Source organism: Eubacterium sulci ATCC 35585 (assembly GCA_001189495.1).
Lineage (GTDB): Bacteria > Bacillota > Clostridia > Peptostreptococcales > Anaerovoracaceae > Eubacterium_B > Eubacterium_B sulci.
Window position 1 is genome coordinate 151,628 of sequence record CP012068.1, and the last position, 25,265, is coordinate 176,892.

Annotated in this window: 20 protein-coding genes and 3 pseudogenes; 20 read left to right on the forward strand and 3 right to left on the reverse strand. The window is 41.5% G+C overall.

The window, feature by feature from the left end; translation table 11 throughout:
* Nucleotides 1-22: 22 nt before the first annotated feature.
* Genes ADJ67_00685 through ADJ67_00705 form a run of 5 tightly spaced genes read left to right on the forward strand, consistent with a single transcriptional unit; the run spans nucleotide 23 to nucleotide 5,002 of the window.
* Nucleotides 23-1,303 (forward strand): hypothetical protein, encoded by a 1,281-nt coding sequence (locus ADJ67_00685; GenBank protein ID AKT46370.1) that lies wholly within the window; start codon nucleotides 23-25, stop codon nucleotides 1,301-1,303.
* Nucleotides 1,267-1,587, forward strand: a complete 321-nt coding sequence (locus ADJ67_00690; protein ID AKT46371.1) for a hypothetical protein — start codon at nucleotides 1,267-1,269, stop codon at nucleotides 1,585-1,587. Before ADJ67_00685 ends, ADJ67_00690 begins: the two co-directional genes overlap by 37 nt.
* The gene (locus ADJ67_00695) at nucleotides 1,587-2,153 is read left to right on the forward strand and encodes a hypothetical protein (GenBank protein AKT46372.1); all 567 of its coding nucleotides are present in this window, start codon (nucleotides 1,587-1,589) and stop codon (nucleotides 2,151-2,153) included. The genes ADJ67_00690 and ADJ67_00695 overlap by 1 nt, the downstream gene beginning before the upstream one ends.
* Before the next feature lie 4 nt (nucleotides 2,154-2,157).
* Nucleotides 2,158-3,024 carry a 16S rRNA methyltransferase gene (locus tag ADJ67_00700; protein ID AKT47607.1) on the forward strand — a complete coding sequence of 289 codons (867 nt, stop codon included), beginning with the start codon at nucleotides 2,158-2,160 and terminating at the stop codon, nucleotides 3,022-3,024.
* Between the two features lie 22 nt (nucleotides 3,025-3,046).
* Nucleotides 3,047-5,002 carry a hypothetical protein gene (locus tag ADJ67_00705; GenBank protein ID AKT47608.1) on the forward strand — a complete coding sequence of 652 codons (1,956 nt, stop codon included), beginning with the start codon at nucleotides 3,047-3,049 and terminating at the stop codon, nucleotides 5,000-5,002.
* An 87-nt stretch (nucleotides 5,003-5,089) separates the two neighbouring features.
* On the opposite strand, the gene ADJ67_00710 is transcribed toward ADJ67_00705, so the two are convergent.
* Entirely contained in the window at nucleotides 5,090-6,139 is a 1,050-nt protein-coding gene (locus ADJ67_00710; protein ID AKT46373.1) for a hypothetical protein, read from the reverse strand.
* Between the two features lie 85 nt (nucleotides 6,140-6,224).
* On the opposite strand from ADJ67_00710, the gene ADJ67_00715 reads away from it, so the two are divergent.
* The 5 genes and pseudogenes from ADJ67_00715 (at nucleotide 6,225) to ADJ67_00735 (ending at nucleotide 12,549) form a co-directional block, all read left to right on the forward strand.
* Nucleotides 6,225-6,932: a SanA protein gene (locus ADJ67_00715; GenBank protein ID AKT46374.1), complete on the forward strand. Its 708-nt coding sequence runs from the start codon at nucleotides 6,225-6,227 to the stop codon at nucleotides 6,930-6,932.
* 28 nt (nucleotides 6,933-6,960) lie between these two features.
* Nucleotides 6,961-7,521, forward strand: coding sequence for a TetR family transcriptional regulator (locus ADJ67_00720; protein ID AKT46375.1), 561 nt, complete (start codon nucleotides 6,961-6,963; stop codon nucleotides 7,519-7,521).
* 122 nt (nucleotides 7,522-7,643) lie between these two features.
* A complete protein-coding gene (locus ADJ67_00725) occupies nucleotides 7,644-9,740 on the forward strand; it encodes an ankyrin (GenBank protein ID AKT46376.1) in 2,097 nt (698 codons plus the stop codon).
* Nucleotides 9,741-9,742: 2 nt separating this feature from the next.
* A complete protein-coding gene (locus ADJ67_00730; GenBank protein AKT46377.1) occupies nucleotides 9,743-11,821 on the forward strand; it encodes a hypothetical protein in 2,079 nt (692 codons plus the stop codon).
* A 171-nt stretch (nucleotides 11,822-11,992) separates the two neighbouring features.
* A pseudogene (locus ADJ67_00735) lies at nucleotides 11,993-12,549 on the forward strand (antibiotic ABC transporter).
* Nucleotides 12,550-12,783: 234 nt separating this feature from the next.
* Here ADJ67_00735 and ADJ67_00740 read toward each other — a convergent pair.
* A pseudogene (locus ADJ67_00740) lies at nucleotides 12,784-13,173 on the reverse strand (hypothetical protein).
* A gap of 111 nt (nucleotides 13,174-13,284) precedes the next feature.
* Between ADJ67_00740 and ADJ67_00745 the strand changes: the two are divergent.
* Nucleotides 13,285-14,085 (forward strand): hypothetical protein, encoded by an 801-nt coding sequence (locus ADJ67_00745; protein AKT46378.1) that lies wholly within the window; start codon nucleotides 13,285-13,287, stop codon nucleotides 14,083-14,085.
* Nucleotides 14,082-14,558 carry a 50S rRNA methyltransferase gene (locus ADJ67_00750; protein AKT46379.1) on the forward strand — a complete coding sequence of 159 codons (477 nt, stop codon included), beginning with the start codon at nucleotides 14,082-14,084 and terminating at the stop codon, nucleotides 14,556-14,558. Before ADJ67_00745 ends, ADJ67_00750 begins: the two co-directional genes overlap by 4 nt.
* Nucleotides 14,559-14,771: 213 nt before the next feature.
* On the opposite strand, the pseudogene ADJ67_00755 reads toward ADJ67_00750, so the two are convergent.
* A pseudogene (locus ADJ67_00755) lies at nucleotides 14,772-14,999 on the reverse strand (hypothetical protein).
* A 295-nt stretch (nucleotides 15,000-15,294) separates the two neighbouring features.
* Here ADJ67_00755 and ADJ67_00760 point away from each other — a divergent pair.
* The 8 genes from ADJ67_00760 to ADJ67_00795 all read left to right on the forward strand — a co-directional run bounded on the left by ADJ67_00760 (nucleotide 15,295) and on the right by ADJ67_00795 (nucleotide 25,205).
* Entirely contained in the window at nucleotides 15,295-16,686 is a 1,392-nt protein-coding gene (locus tag ADJ67_00760) for an arginine utilization regulatory protein RocR (GenBank protein AKT46380.1), read from the forward strand.
* A gap of 289 nt (nucleotides 16,687-16,975) precedes the next feature.
* Complete coding sequence (locus tag ADJ67_00765; protein AKT46381.1) at nucleotides 16,976-18,034, forward strand: dihydrodipicolinate reductase; 1,059 nt, start codon at nucleotides 16,976-16,978, stop codon at nucleotides 18,032-18,034.
* Nucleotides 18,035-18,103: 69 nt separating this feature from the next.
* The gene (locus ADJ67_00770; GenBank protein AKT46382.1) at nucleotides 18,104-18,400 is read left to right on the forward strand and encodes a 2-amino-4-ketopentanoate thiolase; all 297 of its coding nucleotides are present in this window, start codon (nucleotides 18,104-18,106) and stop codon (nucleotides 18,398-18,400) included.
* Nucleotides 18,400-19,806 carry a 2-amino-4-ketopentanoate thiolase gene (locus tag ADJ67_00775; GenBank protein AKT46383.1) on the forward strand — a complete coding sequence of 469 codons (1,407 nt, stop codon included), beginning with the start codon at nucleotides 18,400-18,402 and terminating at the stop codon, nucleotides 19,804-19,806. Before ADJ67_00770 ends, ADJ67_00775 begins: the two co-directional genes overlap by 1 nt.
* Before the next feature lie 18 nt (nucleotides 19,807-19,824).
* Nucleotides 19,825-20,190, forward strand: coding sequence for an ornithine aminomutase (locus ADJ67_00780; protein ID AKT46384.1), 366 nt, complete (start codon nucleotides 19,825-19,827; stop codon nucleotides 20,188-20,190).
* A 2-nt stretch (nucleotides 20,191-20,192) separates the two neighbouring features.
* Complete coding sequence (locus ADJ67_00785) at nucleotides 20,193-22,448, forward strand: LuxR family transcriptional regulator (protein ID AKT46385.1); 2,256 nt, start codon at nucleotides 20,193-20,195, stop codon at nucleotides 22,446-22,448.
* 66 nt (nucleotides 22,449-22,514) lie between these two features.
* Nucleotides 22,515-24,104, forward strand: a complete 1,590-nt coding sequence (locus ADJ67_00790) for a DNA mismatch repair protein MutL (protein ID AKT46386.1) — start codon at nucleotides 22,515-22,517, stop codon at nucleotides 24,102-24,104.
* Between the two features lie 12 nt (nucleotides 24,105-24,116).
* Nucleotides 24,117-25,205 carry an alanine racemase gene (locus ADJ67_00795; protein AKT46387.1) on the forward strand — a complete coding sequence of 363 codons (1,089 nt, stop codon included), beginning with the start codon at nucleotides 24,117-24,119 and terminating at the stop codon, nucleotides 25,203-25,205.
* The last annotated feature ends 60 nt before the right edge of the window (nucleotides 25,206-25,265 follow it).

The window sequence follows — 25,265 nt, forward strand, 5'->3', positions numbered from 1 at the left end:
AGCAGATTATTAGGAGAAATCCATGAAATATATCAAAGCAAAAAGACGAGATATGTATCTTGGTGATATGCCTCTCGAGAACATTTTCATAAATGAATTTCTTCCGATAGCACCGGGGGACTTTGTTAAGGTGTACCTTTATGCAAGGCTTTACGCAGAGTTAGGCTATCCGCTGGATAATGCTCAGATGTCAAAGGAGCTTGCAGTAGATGAAAAGACAATCATTGAAGCCTGGGAATACTGGGAGGATATGAACGCCATCAAAAAGCGCTTCTACGGAGAGGGCAAGGCTGACTTTGCAGTCGAGTTTATAGACCTCAAAGAATTGATTTACGGTGGAGCTAAGGGAGAAGAACAAAAGGATTCGCAGGGCGTTGAACCTGTGAGCGTTTTTGGTAGCGAGGCAATTCCTGCTTTGATGCCAAAGATAGAAAAGATTTTAGGACGCACTTTATCTAGCAGTGACATGCAGAGTGTCATATCGTGGATAGACGATGTGAAGGCGACGCCTGAAGTTGTTGAAAAAGCAGTGGTTTATTGTTCAGATAAGGGCAAGGTTAGCTTTAAATACATAGAAAAAGTAATCGAGGAATGGACCAAGATTGGTATCAAAACTAGTGAGGATGTCGACAATTATCTTGAAGAAAACGACCAGAGACACGTAAGATATAGACGTGTTATGAAGGCGCTCGGTTTTTCGAGAAATCCTTCCGAGGAAGAGCAGAGACTCATGGACAGCTGGTTTGATGAGATGGGCTTTAAGATGGATAAGGTGCTAGAGGCTTGCAGTAAGACTGCAGGAATTTCGAATCCTAATCTGAAGTATGTGAACTCAATTCTCGACAACTGGAGAAAGGAAGCAAGCGAAGATAACAGGGATGTAAACGAAAAGAAACCTGTGAGCAGAGCGGTTTTGAACAAGTACTACGATTTCTTGCGCAAGAAGGCAGAAACAGATGCAGATGCTAGACGTAAGGAAATCTACAAGAAGCTTCCAAAGATAAAGGAAATAGAGAAAAGTATTCATTCCTTGAGTGCAAAGCTTTCAGGAATGATGCTATACGGACAGGATAATGGCGAGTCTAAGAGCCTAAATGATGAGATGAATATGCTATACGAGGAGCGCGCCATCATTTTGACCGAAAACAACTACGATATGGATTACATGGAAGAGAGATATAAGTGTAATCTGTGCGATGACACGGGGATTATGGATACGGGAGAGAGATGTTCTTGTATAGAACAAAGGATGATTGAGGCTGAGGAATGGCAAAGTCAACGAGAAAAGCGAAGAAAAAATTAAATACAGGTAGATTGGTTCTGTCTTTGATAGTTCTTTTTCTCCTCATAGGCTGTGCGTTTTCGATAAAGAAGATTGTTACGCTTCACATTGAGAAAAACCACCTCGAGAAGACCCAGAAAGAGCTAGAGCAGAAGAAGGATGACCTTACTGCAGAGCTCAAGAATGTCAACGAACTCGACTACATCGAGGAGCAGGCTCGAAAACAGCTCAAGATGATTAAGCCGGGCGAGGTTCTTTATGTCCTAGATGGCAAAAAGGATAAGGTTAATAAGGACAAAAAATAATGGAAGAAAAGCCGGTTATTAACGAGGTCATCGTTGTCGAGGGAAGGGATGACACTGCCGCTATAAACAAGGCGGTAGAGGCTGTAACCATAGAAACTCACGGTTACGGAATCTCGGCAGCAACATGGAAAAAACTAGATAATGCGTATGAAACTAAAGGGCTGATTGTAATGACGGATCCAGACCACGCAGGTCGCAAGATAAGGGAGCGAATCTGCGCTAGGTATCCTGATGCAAAGCAGGCCTTTTTGACCGCTGCAAAAGCTGAGAAAAACGGAGACATTGGTATAGAAAATGCAAGACCTGAGGACATAGTCAATGCACTGAAACTCGCAAAGTGCACGATTACAGGAAGAAGAGAGGAGTTTTCTTCTGCGGACCTCAGCGATAATGAACTTATAGGTGGTGAATCATCAAAGGAGAGGCGCACCTTGCTTGGCGACTTGCTCGGGCTTGGTTATTGCAACGGCAAGTCCCTGCTAAAGAAGCTCAATTTGATGGGAGTTAGCCGCAATGATTTTGATGAAGCAATCAGAAAGGTGAACGAGAAGCTTGGAAATAGCTAAAAACATGGAATTATATTCCCTAAGCACTTTAAATTACATAAGGAAAAAGTTTGGCTTTCACAATGCGAAGAGTCTGGGGCAGAACTTTTTAACTGACAAAGGTGTAATAGACAGTATTATTGAGGCGACGAACATAAGCGAGGAAGATCTCGTTATCGAGATTGGACCTGGCGTCGGTGTTTTGACAGTTGAAGCTGCAAAGGAAGCAGGAAAGGTTTGTGCGATAGAAATCGACAAAAATTTGCTCCCTGTACTTGACTTTACACTGAAAGGGTACGACAATATTGAAGTCATAAATCAAGATGTTCTCAAGACGGATTTGAACGACATCATAAAGTCTTCAAAATTTCAACATACTAAGGTAATAGGAAATCTGCCATACTATATAACTACACCTATCATCATGTATCTGCTCGAAAATGAGATAAACATCGAGTCGATAACAATTATGATGCAGAAGGAAGTTGCTGATAGAATCATGGCAGGGCCAGGAAGTAAAACTTTCGGGGCTATTTCACTTGCAGTGCAATATTACTGCGAGGTCAGTGAGGTCACCGAGGTACCAAAAGAGGTATTCTACCCTGTACCAAAGGTTGATTCTGCAGTTCTCAAGCTGAGCATAAGGACGGAAAAGCCAGTGCATCCAAAGAGCGAAAAGCTGATGTTCAATTGCATCAAAGCAGGCTTTGGGCAGAGGCGCAAGACGATTTCCAATTCCCTAACGGGAGCTGGCTTCAGCAAGGATGAGATAAAACAGGCATTAGAGAGGCTAAATATTGAGCCTACAAGGAGAGCGGAGACACTCTCAATAGAGGATTTTGCTGCAATTTCAGACGAACTTGCAGTATTTGTGGAGAAAAAGGATGAGTAAGCTACAGAGCGCGAGACAGAAGATCGGGCAAAACGGCATAGTGCTTTGCTTGATCTTAGGATTTGCAATCAATCTGATTATAGAGACACTCGCAAGAAAATATTTAGGTGGATTTAGTTTTTTAATACATAGTCCAATAATCTTTTTGTATAACAGCTTAATTATAGCTGCTACACTTTCCATTTCATGTCTTTTCAAAAGACGGTCGTTTTTCATGGTCATCATATCGACCATCTGGCTTGCGATTGGTGTGGCAAACGGTGTAATCTTGCTCGAAAGAATGACGCCTTTTACCGTTAAAGACCTATCGTCAATTACCGATGCGGCTACAATTTTAACGAATTACTTTAACAGATTCCAGCTTTCTATCATAGCGGGCGTTTTGATTTTGCTCGTTATCACTATTGTAATTCTTTGGATTAAGCTACCAAGAAAGAACATGACAGGTAAGTTCAAACAAAGCGTTGCTATGGTAGCTCTAGTTATTGCGGTTACATTTGGTGCAACATGGGGACTTATCAAAACCAATGTGCTTGCGACCTTCTTCGGAAACCTAGCTTACGCGTATCAGGACTACGGTGCACCGTACTGCTTTGTTAATACATGGCTGAACACGGGTATCCACAAGCCTGCAGGATATAGCGAAACAGCAATGAAGGACATACTAGCGAAGGCAAATATTAAAGACGGAAAAGAGGCACTAGAAGTAAAGAACACGGATATAGGAAAGAAATCTCCTAATATCATTTTCCTGCAGCTAGAGTCGTTCACAGATCCGCAGCTTTTCAATAAGATAAAGCTTTCGACGGATGCAATACCTAATTTCAGAAATCTGATGGCTAATTATTCTTCTGGATATCTGACAGTTCCAGCTTGCGGTGCCGGAACTGCAAATACCGAGTTTGAGGTCATGACTGGACTTTCAGTTAAGTTCTTTGGACCAGGAGAATATCCATTCAAGTCAGTTTTGAGAAATACACCAGCAGAGAGCATTGCATTAGATTTAAAGAACAGAGGCTACTCAACGCATGCAATCCATAATCATAGAGCTTTGTTCTATAACAGAAACGAAGTATTTAAGAATATTGGATATGACACATTCACATCACTTGAGTACATGAGTGACGTGCCAAAGACACCAAAGAACTGGGCCAAGGATAAGATTTTGACGAATCAGATTATGGAGGCGCTAAATTCTACAGAGTCCAGAGATTATATATACACGATTTCTGTTCAGGGACACGGAAAGTACCCAACGGAGCAGCTCGTGAAGAACCCAAAGGTTACGGTTACTGATGCTCCATCACAGGATCTAAAGTGGAAGTATGAGTATTATGTAAATCAGCTTTATGAAATGGATCAGTTTGTAAAGGAACTTACAGATACATTATCAAAGCTCGATGAGCCGACGATTCTTGTAATGTACGGAGACCATATCCCAGCGCTTGATATCACAGCAGATTCATACGATAAGGATCTATATCAGACACCTTATGTAATCTGGTCTAACTTTGATATGGAAAAGCAGGATAAGGACCAGCACGCCTACGAGCTAACTGCAGATGTCTGCGATAGAGTGGGAATACACGAGGGAACAGTATTTAAATATCAGCAGAATACGAATCATAATGATAAGAGCTTCCTAGAGGGACTCAACCTCTTAGCATACGATATGCTATACGGTGACCGCTACATATACGGCGGAAGCAAGGATGCAGTCAAGGCTACAAAGATGAAGATGGGCGTTAAGACTGTTAAGATTGATAAGGTTGTAAACGTAGGTGGAAGATACTACATCAAAGGCCAAAACTTCACCGAGTACAGTAAGGTTACGCTAAACGGCGAGCCATTATCAACAATTTACCTCGGTCCGACACTTCTTGGACTTCAGGAAGAGGTGGATCCAGATAAGGCAAAGGAAATGAAGGTTAGCCAGATTGATAAGTCGAATAAGGAAATAATAAGTACCACGGAATAAAAATAAAGGGCTAAGAAATTAGCCCTTTAGATTTATCTTTATACTTATGTTTAGCTCAGTAGCTAACTATGAAAGCTGACCATAGAACTAAGCCTGTTTTAGGCCAAGTGTTATAAGCTCGTTTAACTCAGGAAGAGAAAGCTTTCTGAGTGTGCACTTTCCGATAGAATCTGGGACGATGATGTTAATCTGTCCATCACGGATTTTCTTATCCTTGAGGGCAAGCTTATAGATATCTTTGGCATTGTAATCAAGAGAGGTATCAAAGCCAAACTCCTTAAGAATCTCGGTAAGTTCACCGCTTATGTCATTAGGTGTAAGACCTAGAGCATAGGCGCCTCTTGCCTCTGCAATCATGCCCTTTGCAACAGCTTGACCGTGAGTTACAGTGTAGGAACTGAGCTTTTCGATTCCGTGGCCTATGGTGTGTCCGAAGTTGAGGAGCTGCCTGAGGCTAGTCTCGCGTTCATCGGCCTCTACAAGTGATTTCTTGATGGAGATACAACGCTCAATAACGTATTCGTAGTTATGTTTGCGAATCTGATCTAGAAGTCCAGCCTCTGCGATTACAGCATTTTTGGTTGCTTCTGCAATACCTTCGAGAAGGATTTCATTTGGAAGCGTCTCATAAATCTTACTGTCGCAAACGACCAGTGAAGGTTGCCAAAATACACCGGCGAGGTTCTTTCCTCCGAGGAGGTTTATACCAGTCTTTCCACCGATAGCAGTGTCTATGGAAGCCTGAAGAGTTGTTGGAACAACCACATAGTTGATTCCACGCATATATGTTCCTGCAGCAAAGCCAGCAAGGTCACAAACTACACCGCCGCCCAAAGCAAGAACTAAATCGCTTCGGGTAAGGCCCTCATCAGCAAGAGCTTCAAGGATGTTGGAGTAGGTTGTCAAATTCTTTGAGTGCTCACCAGAAGGAAACAAAATTTTAGATGTCTGATAACCTGATTCTATAAGCGAGGTCATCACCACCTGAGCATAAAGGCCATTGACAGTGCTGTCTGTGATAACGCAGACATGTCTTGGAGAAAAGACAGGCTTAAGGAACTCACCTATTTTAGAAATTAGGTCGTGTCCGATAAGGATATCATATGGAGTTGAAGTTGAAACTGTAAATTTTTTCATATTTATCTCCTAGTGGTGTGATTCACTAAATACATATGAATAATACCATATATATATTTATTTTGCAAAATGACGAGGCTTAACGATGAAAACTCTAAAGAAAAGCTTAAAAATCATAATATTTTTTCTGATACTGCTTATTGCAGCTGTACTTGGCGTTAACTTTTATGTCATCAAAACAGCTTCACCGAGCTTGCAATACTCTATAGATACACAGGAAAGCAGCATATCAGACAGCGATTCACAAAAATTAGCTGAAGAAAAAGCAGATTGCATCATGATTCTCGGAGCAGGCATCATAGATAGGGAGACTCCGTCGGAAATCCTAAAGGATAGACTTGATGCTGGTATTGCACTATACAAAAAAGGCGTTGCACCTAAGATTCTCCTCACAGGAGATAACGGTCAAAAGGAGCATAACGAGCTTCATGCAATGCTAAGCTACTGCATAAAGCAAGGTGTACCAAAGAGCGACATTTTTTGTGACCATGCGGGATTTTCAACATCGGAATCCATGGTGAGAGCGAAGAATATTTTTGATGTAAATAAGCTAATAATTGTAACGCAAAAATACCATGAGTATAGAGCCATCTATCTTGCAGAGGCAGAAGGAATGGATGCGATAGGTGTGAGTGCTGATCAGCATGACTTTGAGGGAGCAAGCTATAGGGAAGCGCGCGAGATTTTAGCAAGGAATAAGGACTTTATAATAAATCATCTTGGAAATAGAAATGCTGTGGGCGGGGAGAAAATCTCCTTACAGGGAGATGGAAGCGTTTCGCACGGCGAATAATTCAAATTCGTTTTTATAGAGGTATATTATGTCAAATCTAACAAAGAAGGCTCTTAGAGAGACTATGATTAAAGCTCTGAATGAGAGACCACTTGATAAAATTAAGGTAAAGGAATTGGTAGAGGAGTGTGGAGTTAATCGCAATACATTTTACTATCATTATAAGGATATCTATGAGCTTTTAGCGGACATTTTTAAGACGGAAACCGAAGCTATTGCTGAGGATTTTCAAGATGAGGATGATGACTGGGAGAGAATCTTTATAGAATCATCAAGATTTGCACTAGAAAATAAAAAAATGATATTTAATGTATATAATTCAATCAGTAGGGATAATCTTGAGCGATATCTATACAACGTTTCAACACACATTGTGGCAAGATATGTAAACAAGCAGGCAGTAAGTATGAATGTGAGTGAAAGGGATAAGGAGCTAATTATACTTTTCTATAAGCATGCGGTTGTTGGAATTGTATTAGAGTGGCTTCAGCGCAGGATGAAAGACGAACCAGAGGCAGCCATAAGTAGGCTTCTCGAATTAATGAATAATAGCGTCAAAAATGCGCTTAAAAACGCAGAAACAAAGTAATTTATTAGACAAAAACAGGTCAATGCCTAAATTTTGGGCATTGATTTTTTATTGTCCATTTTTATTCTGCAAATTTAAGGATATTATCCTTTAGGATAGTTTGAACATAGAGGTGAAAAAATATGAAAAAGTTCGGAAAGGTAACGGTAAAACATCATAGATTGATTTTGATTATCGGTATTTTACTACTAATTCCATCCCTCTTTGGAATGATAGGCACGAGAATCAACTACGATATGCTACATTATCTGCCAAAGGATATGGATACAGTCAAAGGTCAGGATATTTTACTAGACAGATTTGGCAAGGGCGCAGTCTCAACTATGGTTGTCGAGGGCATGGATCAAAAGGATATAGTTCAGCTTAAGGCCAAGATTGAAAAGGTGAACCATGTCGATTCGGTTATTTGGTATGATAGTCTCTCTAATGGTACTGTCCCAATGGAGCTTCTTCCAAAGAAGTACTATGATGCATTTAACAATGGCAATGCGACTTTGATGGTAATCTTCTTTGATAGTTCGACATCGGCTTCAGAGACCATGACAGCGATAAAGGATATTCGAAAGATTACTACAAAGGATTGTTTTTTGACAGGTATGTCTGCACTCGTAACAGATCTTAAGGATTTGTGCGAAAAGGAGGAACCTATATATGTTGGTCTTGCAGTACTTCTTGCAACTTTGGTGATGATGGTTTTTCTAGATTCATGGCTAATACCTTTCGTGTTCCTAGCGGGCATAGGTATGGCTATATTGTGGAACCTCGGGTCAAATATCTTCATGGGAGAAATTTCATATATAACAAAGGCACTGTCCTCGGTACTTCAGCTTGCAGTCACGATGGACTACTCGATATTCTTATGGCACAAGTATGAAGAGGAAAGAGAAATAATAGACGATGACCATGAGGCGATGGCAGAGGCAGTTAATAAGACCTTAAGTGCCGTAGTAGGAAGTTCAATAACGACTGTAGCAGGCTTTGTTGCACTCTGCTTTATGACATATAAGCTTGGAATGGACCTTGGTATAGTTATGGCAAAGGGAGTAATCCTAGGTGTTATAAGCTGCGTAACCATTCTTCCAGCAATGATACTCGTATTAGATAGATTCATTGAAAAGACAAGACATAGAAGTCTAATTCCTGATATGAGTTCGTTTGCTAAGAAAGTAACGGCGAAACCATATATTCAGATTGGGATATTCATCATAGTTTTGATTCCAGCAATATTTGCATATAACCAAGCGAACAAAGAAGTTTACTACGATATTGGGGGCTCGCTTCCAAAGTCGCTTCCAAGTGTGGTTGCAAATGAAAAACAGGCAGAACATTTCAAGCTGGGAAGTACATACATGGCATTGGTAAACTCAGATTTAAGCAACAAGGAGCTTACTGAGATGACAGATAGAATCAAGGACCTTAAGGGCATCAAAGCTGCTATGGGGCTAGACAGTATTATTGGTGGTTCACTTCCAGACGATTTTATTCCAAGTGAATTAACGAGTAAGCTGAAATCTGGAAAATATCAACTTGTAATGATTACATCTGAGTACGAAGTTGCTTCAGATCAGGTAAATAAGCAGGTTGCAGATGCTAAGGGGATTATTAAAGAGTATGACAAGAAGGGACTTTTGATAGGCGAGGCTCCTGCGACCTATGATTTGATTAAGACAACGAGTAGAGACTTTGATATTGTAAATACAGTTTCAATACTTTTAGTATTCCTAATTATACTCTTAGTATTTAAGAGTGCATCGCTTCCAGTAATTCTGGTTGCCGTGATAGAGTTTGCTATTTTCATAAATCTTGGTCTATCACATTTGATGGGTGTTTCCCTACCGTTTATTGCACCAATCTGTATAAGTACGATACAGCTTGGCTCAACAGTTGACTATGCTATTTTGATGACTACAAGATATAAGGCAGAAAGACTTAATGGTAAGGATACAGACTCAGCTATAAGGATAGCGCTTGCAACATCGATTCCATCAATTATAGTAAGTGGTCTCGGATTCTTCGCAGCGACATTCGGAGTTGCAATGTACTCGAATATAGATATGATAAAGTCGCTTTGTACTTTGATGTCTAGAGGTGCAATTATAAGCGTGCTTGCAGTAATATTCATACTGCCAGCTATGCTTCACGTATTTGATAAGGTAATTTGCAAGACAACTGCTAGCATGAAACATATTTCAAAGAGCGGTCTTGCAAGGGAGGTGTAGAAATGAAAAAGGACAATATGATTGGAAGAAAAATTGTTGCATCTGTGCTTTCCTTGGCACTTGTAACCAGCAGCCTTGTTTTCAGCGGATTCTCATATGCTGAGGAAAAACAAGCTAGTGCAAGTAAAGGCAAGGCTCAGAGCTCATCTCAGATAATAGATAAAGTAGGCAAGGGTGAAAAGGATGAAACGGTCTATGTAATAGCAGGAAATGACGGAAGCCCTCAGAAGATAATTGTCAGTGAATGGTTAAAGAACACTGAAAAAGCTAGCAAGCTAGAAGATAATAGTGAGCTTAAGAACATCAAAAATGTCAAGGACAATGCTAAATATGTAATTGATAAGGACAAGATGAAGGTTTGGACTGCAGAGGGTAAGGATGTCTACTATCAGGGAGAAATCGATAAGAAACTTCCTGTGGATATCTCTGTAAGCTACACTCTTGATGGCAAGAGCGTGAGCGCAAAGGAGCTAGCAGGAAAGAGCGGAAAGGTTACAATTAAGTACTCATATAAGAATAACGAGGCAAGAACCGTAAATATTGACGGTCAAAACATGACAATGTATATTCCTTTTTCCGTTGTTACAGGTCTTGTGCTAGATGATAAGTCATTCTCAAATGTTGAAGTAGTAAATGGTAGAGTTATCAACGACGGTAAGAGAAATATAGTTATGGGATTTGCACTTCCTGGAATGAAGGAAAACCTCGGAGATGCAGGAAATAGCTTAAATTTACCTGAAACCTTTGAAGTGACAGCGGATGTGAAGAATTTTTCAATGGAAACATCAATAAGTGTAGTATCAAGCGAGCTATTTGCAAATGTTTCAAGCGACAAGTTATCAAGCCTAGACGGCATTAAGTCACAGCTAGATGAATTTGCAAACTCGGCAAATAAGCTAGCAGATGGAAGCAGTCAGCTATACGATGGACTCAGCACGCTTCTTGAAAAGACAGGCGAGATTAAGGACGGAACACTTAAATTGTATAGAGGAGCAGAGAGCCTGAATAATGGTGCAAAGCAGTTTTCGCAAGGAACAGATGAATTATATAAAGGTACTACTGAGCTAAACGAGGGCCTTCAGGCTTTGAGTAGCAAGAGCGAGCAGCTAAATAATGGTGCGGCCCAAATCTTTGATTCTCTGATTGCACAAGCAAACACAGAACTTAGTGCAAGAGGTCTTGGAGCTGTGAACATGACAAAGGATAACTACAGTAGTGTTCTTACATCTATAATTAGAAATATGGATGAGGGCAATGTAAGAGCTATGGCAACTCAGAAGGCTCGTCAAACAGTTGAGGCTCAGGTACATCAAAACGAGGCTCAGATAGCAGCAGTAGTAACTGAAAAAGTAAGAGAACAGGTGCTTCAAAATGTTCTAAATGCATCCGGAATATCCATGACAGTAGAGGCATATAAAAATGCAGTAGCTTCAGGAACAATTCCGGCATCAGTAGCCCAGCAAATTGACAGCGCAGTTACAGCTCAGATGAACTCAGAACAAGTTCAGAGCACAATTCAAGCGAAAGTAAGCGCAGAAATTAATAACCAAATAGAGCAAGCAATGAGTTCTCAAGCCGTAGTTCAGGGTATAGAGGATGCTGTTTCAAAGGCTAGAACTGGAGCAAGTAGCTTAACGGCTCTAAAGGGACAGCTAGATAACTATAATAAGTTCTACCAGGGTCTAAGACAGTACACTGAAGGTGTAGACAAGGCCGCTAAAGGATCAAAGAAGATTAATTATGGAGCAGGACAACTTGCAGAGAAGAGTAAGGAGTTTCAGGCAGGAACAGAAGCGCTAGAGGTAGGTATAAAGGCTCTTATGTCGGGCAGTGATAAGCTTATAAGTGGAGTATCGCAATTAAACGATGGAGCAAAGACACTATCCGAGGGAATGAATAAATTCAACAAGGAGGGTGTTCAAAAAATTGTTGAACTCTTCAATGGTAGATTTGGAGAATTATCGGCAAGACTAAGTGCTATGTCAGATATGGCAAAGTCATATGATAACTTTGCGGGTAAGGCAGATGGAACAAAGTCAAATGTTAAGTTCGTGTATAAGACTTCATCTATAGGAGAATAGGAAATTAAACAACTAAAAGGAGTACCTGTATGGGGAAGTCGAAGTTTGACATTAAAAGAAAAGATTGCTATAATTGTTTAAACAAAGAGGGTGTCTCACTACCTATATAACAAAGGTGAAGCATTAAAGTACGAGAGAGGGTTTTCCCTCTCTAATTTTTTAGGAGAATTAATGACGGATATTGTAAAATATGGGTTTTACACTGTAGATCCTGACTACCTTGAGTATTTAAATGGGATAGACTCTGAAGTATACTACACTTCTTCATATAGAAATACTATTAAGCCCTTTGTTGGAATTGTTGTAGGTATAGGTAGCTATAACTACTTTATTCCCGTATCATCTGCTAAGGAAAAACATAAAAAATGGAAAAATGTTTCGGATGAACATTTTTTGATTTATGAGCTTGTTGATAATAGTATTAATATTAATGGTGATATATATAAATATTATTCGAATGAGAAAAAAATGCACATAATGTCTATATTAGATATCAAGAAAATGGTGCCTGTGCCGAGTGGTTATTTTGAAAAAATTAATTTTAACGAACTTGAAGATATAAGATATCAAGATTTGTTTAGAAAAGAATACGCATTTTGCTTAAAGATAAAGGAAAATATTCTAAAAAAGTTATAAAAATCTACGAAAATCAAAAGGAAACAGGGATAGTAAGAAAAGCAAATTGTAACTTTATTTTATTGGAAGATGCTATGAAAAAATGGATATGAATACTTAGAGAAAGTAAGTCATCGACCTTACTTGTCTTTTCAAACAGAAAAACCTCGAAATGAAGTTTGATTCGGGGTTTTCTATCTAAGCTCATCCATGCCGATATTGGCAAGGGCATCTGCTCTGTTATTCTTTTCGGTTATGTAGATAAAGTCTTCCATGGTGAAGCGATTTCCATTCCACTGCTTGAACTTCTTGTAGTGCTCGGAAACATTGGTGTTTGGCGAGGACAGGTTTACATGACCTTTGACACGGAAAAACTCAACCTTATTCTTCTCAACAAGACTAATAAGCTCTTCCCAAAGCTCGCGGTTCTCGACAGGCTTCTTGCCTGAAGTCATCCATCCATTCTTACGCCAGTTCACATACCACTTATCCCTAAAACAGGAAGCTACGTAGGAGCTGTCTGTGAAAATCTCAATAGCAAGACCGTCGCGCTTTAGAATCTTAAGCGCTTCTATTACTGCTGTGAGCTCCATGCGATTGTTTGTAGTATTTAGCTCGCCACCGTGAAGCTCTTTCTGGCTATCTCCAAACTCAAGGATGCTGCCCCAACCGCCAATATTCGTTTCGTTCTGGTTACCGGAGCAAGCTCCGTCTGTATATATTCTTAAAATACTCATGTTCAAATTATACCCTAGCTCAAATATCTTTTCAACGAAATGTAAACGGGGAATTTGTGGTATAATCTATTTGCGAGCGAAAGCTTGGACTTAAAAATTAAAGGAAATATAATGGCATTTAAATTTTGTTCATTTGCGAGTGGAAGCTCAGGGAATTGCTATCTAGTGAGCACAGATACCACTCACTTACTTATCGATACAGGAATTACAGGAAAGAAAATATTTGAGGGATTATCAAAATGTGGACTTGAGCCAGAAGACCTCGACGGTATTTTAATTACCCACGAGCACACAGATCACATAAAGAGCGTGAGAATTGTAAGCAAAAAGGCCGTAAATGCCTTGGTCTACGCATCTCAGGGGACACTTGATGCAGTTTCTGATAAGATTTCATCTGAGAAGTCTTTCACAGTTGATGCTCTATCTGCTATTTCAATAGGTGACATTGAGGTTTCACCATTTACGCTTTCGCATGATGCCGCAGAACCTTTAGGTTTTTCTTTGATGCACGAGGGAAGGCGCATAACCATAGTTACAGATACAGGCTGCATAACTGAGGATGCTTTTGATTATCTGGTAAATTCAGATCTATATGTACTAGAAGCGAATCACGAGAAAAATATTTTGCTGATGGGAAGTTACCCTTACTCGCTGAAGAGGAGAATTCTAGGAGACGAGGGACATTTATCAAATGAGAGCGCAGCTGAGATAATAATCAGGGCACTTGGTGAGCGAACAAAAGAGGAAATTCCAAAGATTGCGCTGTCGCATCTCAGCAGGGAAAACAATACGCCAAGACAGGCCTATATAACTATAAAGAGCAGGCTAATGGAAGAGGGATATGTGGATAATCGTGATTTTAGGATGTTTGTGCTCGAGCGAGACATTGTAGGAGAGATTATAAAAATATGAATATATCTGTTATATGTATTGGAAAGCTCAAAGAAGCATACTGGCGCGATGCAGTAAATGAGTACATGAAGAGGCTAAAAGCCTATTGCAATCCACAGATAATCGAGCTCAAAGAGAGCAAACAGAGCGGAGAGGGCGAAGCCTCTGAGCGCATAGTTAGGGAGCATGAGGGCGAGGAAATCCTTTCGAGAATAACACAAAACATGTATGTTATAACTCTAGAAATCAAAGGAAAAAAGCTTAGCTCAGAGCAGCTCGCAGAAAAGATAGAAAGTCTTTCGATAGAAGGGAAGAGCGATGTAGCCTTTGTCATCGGCGGCAGCCTAGGCCTTGCCAAAGCCGTAAGCGATCGCGCAAACATGAAGCTCTCCTTCTCCGACATGACCTTCCCGCACCAAATGATGAGAACCATCCTCCTCGAACAAATCTACCGCAGCTTCAAGATTGCGCGCGGCGAAAAATACCACAAATAAAATGCAGTCGGAGATTAGCGCAGGCACAGCTCGCCCGCTAAACACCGGCTGTTTTCGCTTTACGTTCGCCGTAAATCCGGCAGCCTCGCACAGCATTCGGCTGCCTCAATTCAGCATCCATTAAACAACAGAAAATTGCTTTGTTAACTTAACATATTTCATAAGCACGCCAAGGCTTGCATAGTAATATGTGAACTTGTCGCTCTTCTTTGTTTCAATTAGACCAGCATCGACAAGTTTCTTCATGTGCTGAGAGATTGTTGCCTGAGCATATCCAAACTCGGCAACTAGATCCTTGTTACAGATGGTCTTAAATTCCTTGTTAACCTGCATTATATATCTGAAAAGCTGAAGCCTTACAGGATGTGCAAATGCATCCGAAACATTTGCGATAAATTCTATATCGGCATCGGCCATATCGTTTTCACGTCTGATTCTCATTTGATTTCTCCATTTCTTGATGTATCTAGGTTTTGCAAATCTCAGAAGCGGTATATTTCAACGGTTTTACTGAGTTTATACATATCATATTGCCAATTAACAATATACGATATTTTCATATAAAAATCAAGGGGAAGTCGAAATTTCCCCTTAAAAACATTGATGTGAAACACGATACTTTTCACAGTGTACCCATTTTGATTTAAAAAGGCTGAAGCTGGCGACAAGTGATGCAAAAATATTTGCACTCGCTATTTTTATGTGGTATTATGTAGGTTATGAAGGAGAGTTTTAGATGGAAAACAAGGACTATAAGCTGATTTTAGAGCGCCTTCTCGACATAATGGACGAGGGCGTTTACATAGTTGATCAGGACGGAGTTGGCATTTTCTACAATAGGGCGATGTCAGATGTTGAGCAAATTTCGACGAGCGATGTAATCGGGAAAGAGTATCACAAGGCTTTTCCGGGCGTTACTCAGGCCGAAAGCACGATGTTTCAAGCGCTGAAGAAGGGAATTTCGACGAGAAATAAACGTCAATCATATAAGAATCTTTATGGCAGAAATATAACTACAGTCAATAGTACAGTGCCAGTAAAGGTCGGAAATACAACGATTGCGGCGATTGAAGTTGCAAAGGATATAACGGCACTTCAGTCTATGAGCAATACTATTTTGGAGTTACAAGAAAAGGACATGGGCAGTGAGGTTGAACCACCGTCCATCAAAAGATATAGCTTTGATGACCTAGTTGGAGAATCTCCGAACTTTACTCATGTAATCGAGCGCGCCCAGAAGGCTGCAAAAAACGATGCTACGGTCTTCATATATGGAGAAACTGGTACTGGTAAGGAACTCTTTGCACAGAGTATTCACTGCGCCAGCAAGCGCAAGAACAAGCCGTTTCTAGCACAGAACTGCGCTGCGCTTCCAGAATCCCTTCTCGAAGGAATTCTCTTTGGTACGACAAAGGGTGGATTTACAGGGGCTACAGATAGAGCTGGGCTCTTTGAGCAGGCCAGTGGCGGAACTCTTTTGCTCGACGAGATCAACTCCATGCCTTATGAACTTCAGGGTAAGCTACTTCGAGTTCTTCAAGAAATGTATATAAGACGTGTCGGAGGAACCCGTGACATTCCAATAGATACAAGGATTATCGCTACTGTTAATGAGCCGCCACAAAAGCTAATTGAAGAGGGTAAACTCAGACGAGATCTTTACTATAGACTTAATGTTGTAGGAATAAGCATTCCACCACTTCGTGAAAGAATGAGTGATATTCCTGTTTTGATAGAGACCTTCCTCAAGAAGCACAATAAGCAGTTCGGCAAACATCTAACTAGCGTTGACGAAAATGTCATAGAAAAGCTGAACAGCTACGACTATCCCGGAAATGTGCGTGAGCTCGAAAACATTGTAATTCAAGCTGTTTCAATGGCTGATAACGAGAGCGTTTTGACGACAAAGCTGCTTCAGATGCCTATGCGTGCAGAAGCGCTAGGCGATGATATGGCAAATTGGCAGAGGCGTGGACCACTTACAGAGTATATGGAAAGTCTCGAAAAAGAGATAATTAGAGGTACTTTGCTCGATCAAGGTGGTAATATTTCAAAGACTGCAGAGGTTTTGATGATAAAGCGTCAAACCTTACAACACAAGATGAAGAAATATGGCCTAAAGGAATAAATGCAAAATTATTTGCATCAAAAATGCCCATATATTTGCATCTAAAAACTGTACAATTTTTTGAAAAGACTTGCGAAAACAAGTCTTTTTGTTTCTTCACAAAAAAACCACGATTTTTGTGTTATAATAACCTATATGGCGAAAGAATCCGTGATATAAAAATAATGTATACACAATATAGTTGGCACAGCAATTGCATTAGTGTATTGGGTATGCGAAAAATCGCAATTCCTAATCGCCAAAATTAGTTGGCATATAGCTTAGACAAAGAAAAGGAGTGAAAGTTATTATGGAAAATGTAAAAGTAATTATTTGGGGACTCGGCGCTATGGGCGGCGGAATGGCTGACATGATTCTTTCAAAGAAGGGTTTTGAAATCGTTGGCGTTGCAGGTAGAGGAGCTAAGATTGGTAAGTCAATGTACGACTTCATCAAGACAGAAAAGGGCGACAGACCTGACGTACTAATTTCAGATCCTAAGGATCTAATCAAGCCAGGTGCAGCAGACATCGTTCTTCTTTGCACAGACTCATTCACAAGAACAGCTTTTGATAAGCTAAAATTCATCCTAGAGCAGAAGCTAAACGTTATCACATCAGCAGAAGAGATGTCATACCCAGCAGCTCAGGAGCCAGAACTAGCTAAGCAGCTTGATGAGATTGCTAAGGCTAACGGAGTATCAGTTCTTGGAACAGGTATCAACCCAGGACACATCATGGACCTTCTAGTACTTGTTATGACAGGTTGCATGGTAGACGTAGAGCACATCCTATCAAAGAGAGTTAACTCACTATCACCATTCGGTAAGACTGTAATGGAAGAGCAGGGAATCGGTATCAGCGTAGAAGAGTTCGAGACAAGAAAAGCTAACGGCACAATGTCAGGACACGTTGGATTCGCTGAATCAGTAGGAATGATGGCTGAAGGTCTTGGACTAAAGGTTGAAAAGTTCGCTCAGGACATGGCTCCTATCACAACAGATGTAGATAGAAAGTCACCTTACGGATTCGCAGCTAAGGGATCATGCGCAGGTGTTGCTATGACAGCTGACGCTACACTTTCAAACGGAATGGAAGTTCGCATGGAGCACCCACAGCAGATCGAGCCAGAGCAGGTTGGCGTTCAGACTGGTGACTATGTAATCATCAAGGGAACACCTAACGTAAACATGGTAAACAGCCCAGAGGTTGAAGGTGGTCTTGGAACAATCGCTATGTGCGTAAACATGATTCCACAGGTTATCAACGCAGATGCTGGTCTACACACAATGATTACTCTTCCAGTTCCACGCGCAATCATGGGAGACGTAAGAGAAAGAATCAACCCAGACAAGAAGATTGTAAAATAATTAAACAAAAGTTATTTACTACGGGCGCGGAAGTTGTTTTTCGCGCCCTATCAATAAAGGAGTAACAAAATGGCAAAAAAAGGCGAGTGGGTAAGAATTCACTCTGTAGTTCTTAAGGCTGCAGAAAGAACAGGAAAGATTCCTGAAGATACCCAGAAGTGTGACTTGGAAATGTGGACAAAGGGAACTCTACTAGAGGACGCTGAAATTGGCGACACTGTTAAGGTAGAGACTGCAGTTGGTCGTATCGTAGAAGGAAAGCTTATTGAAGAAGGTCCTTACTATACACACAGCTACGGAAAGTTCGTTCCAGAAATTATCGAAATCGATAAGCAGCTCAGAGAAATCATGGGAGGTAACAAATAATGGCATTAGCAAAAGATTATGATTCCGTGATGGGAAGATCGAATGAGATCATGAAGAAAGCTCTTGGACTTGACTACAATGATTTTGAATCAGGTTCAGTTGCATTTGATTACGAAGCTCTAATGAAGTCAACAGGATACACTCTTGATGAAATCGCTAGAATTCAGTCAGAGCACGCAGTAGGAAACACACCACTTATCGAGCTACGCAATCTTTCAGCTCTTTCAAGAAAGTATGCAAAGCCAGGATACGGTGCAAGAATTTTCGCTAAGGATGAGGCTGCAAACGCATCAGGAAGCTTTAAGGCAAGAAGAGCTGCTTGCGCAGTTGCACATGCTAAGAAGCTAGGATACAAGGGCGTTATCGCTGCTACATCAGGTAACTACGGTGCTGCTGTTGCATCACAGGCTGCTATGCAGGGCCTAAAGTGCATCATCGTTCAGGAGTGCTACGACTCACACGGAGTTGGACAGCCTGAAATCGTAGAAAAGGCTAGAAAGTGCGAAGCATACGGAGCAGAAGTTGTTCAGCTAACAGTAGGACCTGAGCTATTCTACTCATTCCTATCAATCCTTGAGGATACAGGATACTTCAACGCTTCACTATACTCACCATTTGGTATCGCTGGTGTAGAAACACTTGGATACGAGATCGCTACACAGTGCCGTGAGCGCATTGGTAAGGATCCAGAGATGGTAGTTTGCACAAACGCTGGTGGCGGAATGATGACAGGTACAGCTCGTGGTCTAATGAAGGCTGGTGCTGTAGATACAAAGCTTGTTTCAGCTTCAATCGACCTAACAGGACTTTCAATGGCATCAGACGAAGCATTCAACAAGAAGTCATGCACAACAGGACACACAGGATTCGGTGTACCATACGCTACAGATCCTGACCACTCAGATGTTCCAAGAAGTGCTGCAAGACCTCTACGTTACATGGATAGATACGTAACAGTTAAGCAGGGTGATGTAATGTACATCACAGAAGCTCTTGCTCAGCTAGAAGGTATCGAAAGAGGACCTGCTGGAAACACAGCTGTAGCTGCTGCATTTGCACTAGCTCAGGAACTTCCAGAAGATGCAGTAATCGTAGTAAGCGAAACTGAGTACACAGGTGCTGGTAAGCACATCCAGCCACAGATGGCATTCGCTAGAGAGAATGGAATCGAAATCAAGTTCGGTGATCCAGATAAGGAAGATAAGCCAGGTGTAAACCTAGTACTTCCTAAGGACCCAAGCTACCTAAGAATCCAGGAAGCTGACATCAAGCGCTTCAGAGAGTCTCTAATCAAGAAGTCATGCAAGAAGCATGGAGTAACAAACCCAACAGCTGAAGACCTTCAGTTCCTAGCAGATGAGACAAAGACAGATATCGAATTTGTTAAGAACGCCCTAGGTCTATAAAATAAAAGGAGAAAAAGAATGATAAGAGAAGACGATTTTCAAGAAAGAAGAAAACATATAGCTAATCTTACTGACGAAGAACTATATGAGAGATTCTGGCAGCTTACAGAACAGGTAGTAAATCCTCTTTTGGAGCTTGGAAAGAAGAACACAACACCTTCAGTTGAGAGAGCTGTACTCCTAAGAATGGGAATTTCATCACTCGAGACACAGAAGATTGTACAGGGTTGCATGGACAACGGACTAATGGGCCACGGCGCAGGTCACGTTGTTTACAAGATTTCAAAAGAAAAGAACATTACTATTCCTGAAGCAGGCACAGCATTAGCAAACGGTGAATACTGGACAGATGCTGTTGCTCTCTTTAAGAAAGGGGGCAAATAAAAATGTCAGATATGATTTTAAAGCATAACGAAAAAATCGACGTTAGAGAGATTATCAAGGATCTTGATAAGTATGAGCCAAGAAGAAGAGGATGGCACTGGCGTGAACCAGCTCCAAACCTAGAGCTAGGACCTTTTGTATATAAGGATTGCTCAAAGCCACTAAAGAACAGTGTTGGTCTTCCACCAGCTAAGTTCTTTGGAGATATCGATCCACAGCCACTTCCAGTAATCACAACAGAAATCGCTTCTGGTAGATTCGAAGATGATATCAGAAGAATGAGAATGGCTGCATGGCACGGCGCTGACCATATCATGGTAATCAGACATATGGGTCAGTCACATATCGATGGCCTTATGGAGGGTACTCCACAGGGTATCGGTGGCATTCCTGTAACAAGAAAACAGGTTAGAGCACAGAGAAAGGCTCTTGACTTAATTGAGGATGAAGTAGGTCGTCCAATTAACTACCACTCATACGTATCAGGTGTAGCAGGACCAGATGTAGCGGTAATGTTCGCTGAAGAAGGTATCAACGGTGCTCACCAGGATCCACAGTACAACGTTCTTTACAGAGATATCAACTGTGTTAGATCATTTGTTGACGCTTGTGAATCAAAGAAGATTATGGCTTGGGCTGACATTCTTCAGATTGACGGCGCTCACAATGCTAACGCAACAGCAAGAGAAGCTTGGAAGGTAATGCCTGAGCTAATCGTTCAGCACTCAATCAACTCACTCTTCTCAGAGAAGGTTGGTATTAAGCCAAGCAATATCTCACTGTCAACAGTACCTCCAACAGCAACACCAGCTCCTTGTATGTACCTTGACTTACCATACGCTGTAGCACTTAGAGATATCTGCGACAGATATAAGATGAGAGCTCAGCAGAACACAAAGTATATCTGCTCATCAGTAAGAGAAGCTACTGTAACACACGTGCTAAACATGTTCATTTCAAAGCTTACACGTGCTGACATCCAGTCAACAATCACACCTGATGAAGGAAGAAACGTTCCATGGCACATCTACAACATGGAAGCTTGCGACAACGCTAAACAGGCACTCATCGGTATGGACGGACTTATGGAACTCGTAGAGCTCAAGAAGGACGGTCCACTCAGAGAGATGGTTAGAGACATCAAGGAAAGAGCACTCCTATTCATGGAAGAAATCATCGAAGTTGGTGGATACTTCCAGGCTGTACAGGAAGGCTTCTTCGTAGACTCAGCTAAGTACCCAGCAAGAAACGGCGACGGTATCGCAAGACAGATTGAAGGCGGTGTAGGCTACGGATTTATCTTTGAGAGAGAAGAAGACTACATGGCTCCAGTAACAGCTCACTACGGATACAACAACGTTGAGCAGTACGGAGGAGATCCTGAAAATCCATCAGCTCTTATCGGTGGTTGTACATTCGAAGACAGAAGCAAAATCGTATTTATCGATGAGCTCGAAGAAGAAGATACAGTACATCGCAGACTCGAAAAGGTTGAGAAATACCTTGACGGAGAAGCAATCAAGCCAGAGATGGAATGGTGCGGAGACGGCGTTGTACTCATGACAATGATGATTCCAGCAAATGCAAGAACATCCGAAGCTGTTGCTCTAGAGATTGGTCGCAAGCTAGGCCTTGAGAATCCTGAAGTAACAAGTAAGGAAGTAATGCAGGAGGCTGAAGGTACAAGAATCGAGATGAAGGGTAAGGTTACATTCGATGTAGACCCTGAAGGACTTGAGATTCCACCTGAACCACATCACCTACCAGATGCAATTCTATTTGAGGAGTTCAAGGAACACCCAATGGTAGTTGTTTGCGGAACAGTAGGTGAGGATGAACACTCAGTTGGACTAAGAGAAATCATCAACATCAAGCACGGTGGTATCGAGAAGTGGGGTATCAAGGTTAACTACCTAGGAACTTCAGTACCAGTTGAAAAGCTTGTTGACGCTGCTATAGAGCTTAACGCTTCAGCAATCCTAGCTTCAACAATCATTTCACACGATAACATCCACTACAAGAACATGAAGAGAATCAACGAACTCGCAATCGAGAAGGGTATCAGAGATAAGGTAATTATCTGTGCTGGCGGAACTCAGGTTGTTCCTGAAGAAGCTAGAAAGACTGGTATCGACGAAGGTTTCGGAAGAGACTCACATGGTATCGATGTTGCGACATTCCTTGCAGAAGAAGCAATGAGAAAGAGGGGCGTACTAGCTCCAGGCGAAAAGGCCAACGAAAAGTTCGGTAAAAAATAGGATTTCTATTAAATAAAAGGGCGGGCTTTTGCCCGTCCTTTTGTCTAAACGGCAGAAAGGAAGAAGATGAAAGTAGATGTATTGGTAGCAGAAATCGGATCTACGACGACAGTTGTAAACGCGTTCACAGATCTTGGTACTGATAATCCGGTTTTTTGGGGACAAGGACAGGCACCTACTTCGGTTTTAGAAGGTGACGTAAGAGTCGGATTGCAGGGTGCAATAGATGATCTCTGCCGAAACAAAGGTATTGATAAACTAGAATATGGTGAAATGCTTGCAACATCATCTGCTGCAGGCGGACTAAAGATGACAGTTCACGGCCTCGTTTACGATATGACAGCGAAGGCAGCAAAGGAAGCTGCTCTTGGTGCAGGTGGAATCATCCACAACATAACGGCAGGTCGTTTGAGAAGAACGGATATAGCAAAGATCAAGGAAATTAATCCTAATCTCATTTTGATAGCTGGCGGTGTTGACTTCGGTGAAAGAGATACAGCGCTTGACAATGCGGAATTAATTCGTGCTATGGGTCTTAAGATTCCTGTAATTTATGCAGGAAATGTAGAGAACCAGGAAGAGATGAAGCTTATCTTTGATGAAGAGAGCGGACAGAAGCTCTATATCGTAGATAATGTATATCCAAAGATAGATGCGCTCAATGTTGAGCCTTGCCGTAAGGTAATTCAGGATGCTTTTGAGGACCACATTACAAATGCTCCGGGAATGGAACATGTTAGGGACATGGTTAACGGACCTATAATTCCAACACCAGGTGCTGTAATGGAATGTACAAAGGTTTTGTATGACTGCCTAGGAGACCTAATCGTTCTCGACGTAGGTGGTGCGACAACGGACCTTCACTCAGTAGCTACAGAATCAGACAAGATTGCAAGACTTATGATCTCACCTGAGCCAAAGGCTAAGAGAACCGTAGAAGGAGACCTTGGTGTCTATGTCAATAGAATGAAGGTTATCGAATCTATAGGTGAGGAAAAGCTTAGAGAAGAGTGCAAGGCTATGGGAGTTGACTTTGATGAAGTTCTCGCAAGCTACGTTGCAATTCCAAAGAATGAAGCAGAAATTAAGTTCGTTGAAAGATTGACAACTGAGGCAGTTCTCAAGGCAACAGAAAGACACGCTGGATATCTTAGATATATTTATGGACCAAGTGGAAGAAGTACACTGGCAGAGGGCAAGGACCTTACACAGGTAAAGTACATCGTTGGTACTGGTGGTGCATTGACAAGACTTCCTCATAGAGTGGACATCATGAAGAAGATTGCTCCATACAATGAGAGCGGAATGCTTCTTTTCCCAAGTGAACACGCTCAGATTTTGGTTGATAACGACTACATCATGGCTTCACTAGGTGTGCTTTCAACTCGTTACCGCGAGGCTGCGATAAAGCTTCTCGAGAAGAGCCTTGATATGAAGTTCCCAGAGAAGAAGGACGAGAAGTTTACTTCGGCAGCTATGGCCCTCAAAGAGGCAGAAATTGCAGTTGAAGAAAAGGATCACGCTGAAGAGGAGCGCAGAGAGCACATCAGACAGATGGAGAAGCTCGGCTATGATATGTCAGCGTACAAGAAGGATGACCCTACGAGCAACGGCGATGACGAAGGCGTTAAGGGCAAGTGGACGGAAAAGGAATAAAAGGAGAAGGACATGTATCCACAGATTAGCATTAACCTAAAGAAACTCAGAAAAAACCTCGATGCAGTTGCAAAGACAACTAAGGAGGATGGTAAGTGCAGCATGATGGTTGTAACCAAGGCTGTTTGCGCAGATGAAGAAGTAGTAAAGATGATTGCAGATACTCCAGCAGTTGACTTTCTTGCAGATTCACGTATATCAAATATCGCAAGCTATGCAGATGTCGCACACAAGAATGGCAAGAAGACAGTTCTTCTAAGAATTCCAATGCAGAGCGAGATTGCTGAAGTAGCAAAGTACGTTGATCTATGCATGATCTCCGAAATTGAGACAATCAAGCTTCTAAATGCTGAAGCATCAAAGCTTGGCAAGAAGCAGGATATACTTTTGATGATTGATATGGGAGACCTCAGAGAGGGAATTTTCTTCCAGAACAAGGATTTGATTTTCGAAGCAGTTGAGCAGATTCTAGCTCTTGATAACATCAATCTTTATGGCGTTGGTGTTAACCTAACATGCTATGGTGCTATCATTCCAAAGAACGAGAACCTTTCAGGTCTTGTTGAAATCGCAAGAGAAATTGAAGCTAAGTTCGGTATCAAGCTAGAGATGGTTTCAGGTGGAAACTCAAGCTCAATCTATTTGATTGACAAGGGAGAGCTTCCAGAGGGAATCAACAACCTAAGACTTGGTGAGTCGGTGCTCCTCGGAAACGACACAGCATACAGCACAAGACTTCCAGGTACAGACGCAGATGCTTTTGTTCTCAAGGCAGAAATCGTTGAGCTCAAGAAAAAGCCTTCACTACCTATCGGTGAGGTTGGCGTTGACGCATTTGGACAGAAGCCTTACTACGAGGACAGAGGTATAATGGATAGAGCCATCATCGCAATTGGTAAGCAGGACACAGACCTAGATAGCATGGAGCCAATTGACTCAAGACTTGAGATTATGGGCGGAAGCTCAGACCACATCATCGTCGATGTAACAAAGGCAGAAGGCGACTATAAGGTTGGCGACATAATCGAGTTTACTTTGAGCTACGGCGGACTGCTAAAGTGCATGACAAGCAAATATGTAGAAAAAACATATATTAAGTAGGCTAGTCAAAGATCCAAATCCAAAGAACAAATAGGGATATAAATCCATCAAAGCGGCACA

Bases quoted from the DNA above. Each gene is read 5' to 3' on its own strand.
- ADJ67_00685 (AKT46370.1), top strand. From the start codon at position 23: ATGAAATATATCAAAGCAAAAAGACGAGATATGTATCTTGGTGATATG.
- ADJ67_00690 (AKT46371.1), top strand. From the start codon at position 1,267: ATGGCAAAGTCAACGAGAAAAGCGAAGAAAAAATTAAATACAGGTAGA.
- ADJ67_00695 (AKT46372.1), top strand. From the start codon at position 1,587: ATGGAAGAAAAGCCGGTTATTAACGAGGTCATCGTTGTCGAGGGAAGG.
- ADJ67_00700 (AKT47607.1), top strand. From the start codon at position 2,158: ATGGAATTATATTCCCTAAGCACTTTAAATTACATAAGGAAAAAGTTT.
- ADJ67_00710 (AKT46373.1), bottom strand. From the start codon at position 6,139: ATGAAAAAATTTACAGTTTCAACTTCAACTCCATATGATATCCTTATC.
- ADJ67_00715 (AKT46374.1), top strand. From the start codon at position 6,225: ATGAAAACTCTAAAGAAAAGCTTAAAAATCATAATATTTTTTCTGATA.
- ADJ67_00720 (AKT46375.1), top strand. From the start codon at position 6,961: ATGTCAAATCTAACAAAGAAGGCTCTTAGAGAGACTATGATTAAAGCT.
- ADJ67_00725 (AKT46376.1), top strand. From the start codon at position 7,644: ATGAAAAAGTTCGGAAAGGTAACGGTAAAACATCATAGATTGATTTTG.
- ADJ67_00730 (AKT46377.1), top strand. From the start codon at position 9,743: ATGAAAAAGGACAATATGATTGGAAGAAAAATTGTTGCATCTGTGCTT.
- ADJ67_00745 (AKT46378.1), top strand. From the start codon at position 13,285: ATGGCATTTAAATTTTGTTCATTTGCGAGTGGAAGCTCAGGGAATTGC.
- ADJ67_00750 (AKT46379.1), top strand. From the start codon at position 14,082: ATGAATATATCTGTTATATGTATTGGAAAGCTCAAAGAAGCATACTGG.
- ADJ67_00760 (AKT46380.1), top strand. From the start codon at position 15,295: ATGGAAAACAAGGACTATAAGCTGATTTTAGAGCGCCTTCTCGACATA.
- ADJ67_00765 (AKT46381.1), top strand. From the start codon at position 16,976: ATGGAAAATGTAAAAGTAATTATTTGGGGACTCGGCGCTATGGGCGGC.
- ADJ67_00770 (AKT46382.1), top strand. From the start codon at position 18,104: ATGGCAAAAAAAGGCGAGTGGGTAAGAATTCACTCTGTAGTTCTTAAG.
- ADJ67_00775 (AKT46383.1), top strand. From the start codon at position 18,400: ATGGCATTAGCAAAAGATTATGATTCCGTGATGGGAAGATCGAATGAG.
- ADJ67_00780 (AKT46384.1), top strand. From the start codon at position 19,825: ATGATAAGAGAAGACGATTTTCAAGAAAGAAGAAAACATATAGCTAAT.
- ADJ67_00785 (AKT46385.1), top strand. From the start codon at position 20,193: ATGTCAGATATGATTTTAAAGCATAACGAAAAAATCGACGTTAGAGAG.
- ADJ67_00790 (AKT46386.1), top strand. From the start codon at position 22,515: ATGAAAGTAGATGTATTGGTAGCAGAAATCGGATCTACGACGACAGTT.
- ADJ67_00795 (AKT46387.1), top strand. From the start codon at position 24,117: ATGTATCCACAGATTAGCATTAACCTAAAGAAACTCAGAAAAAACCTC.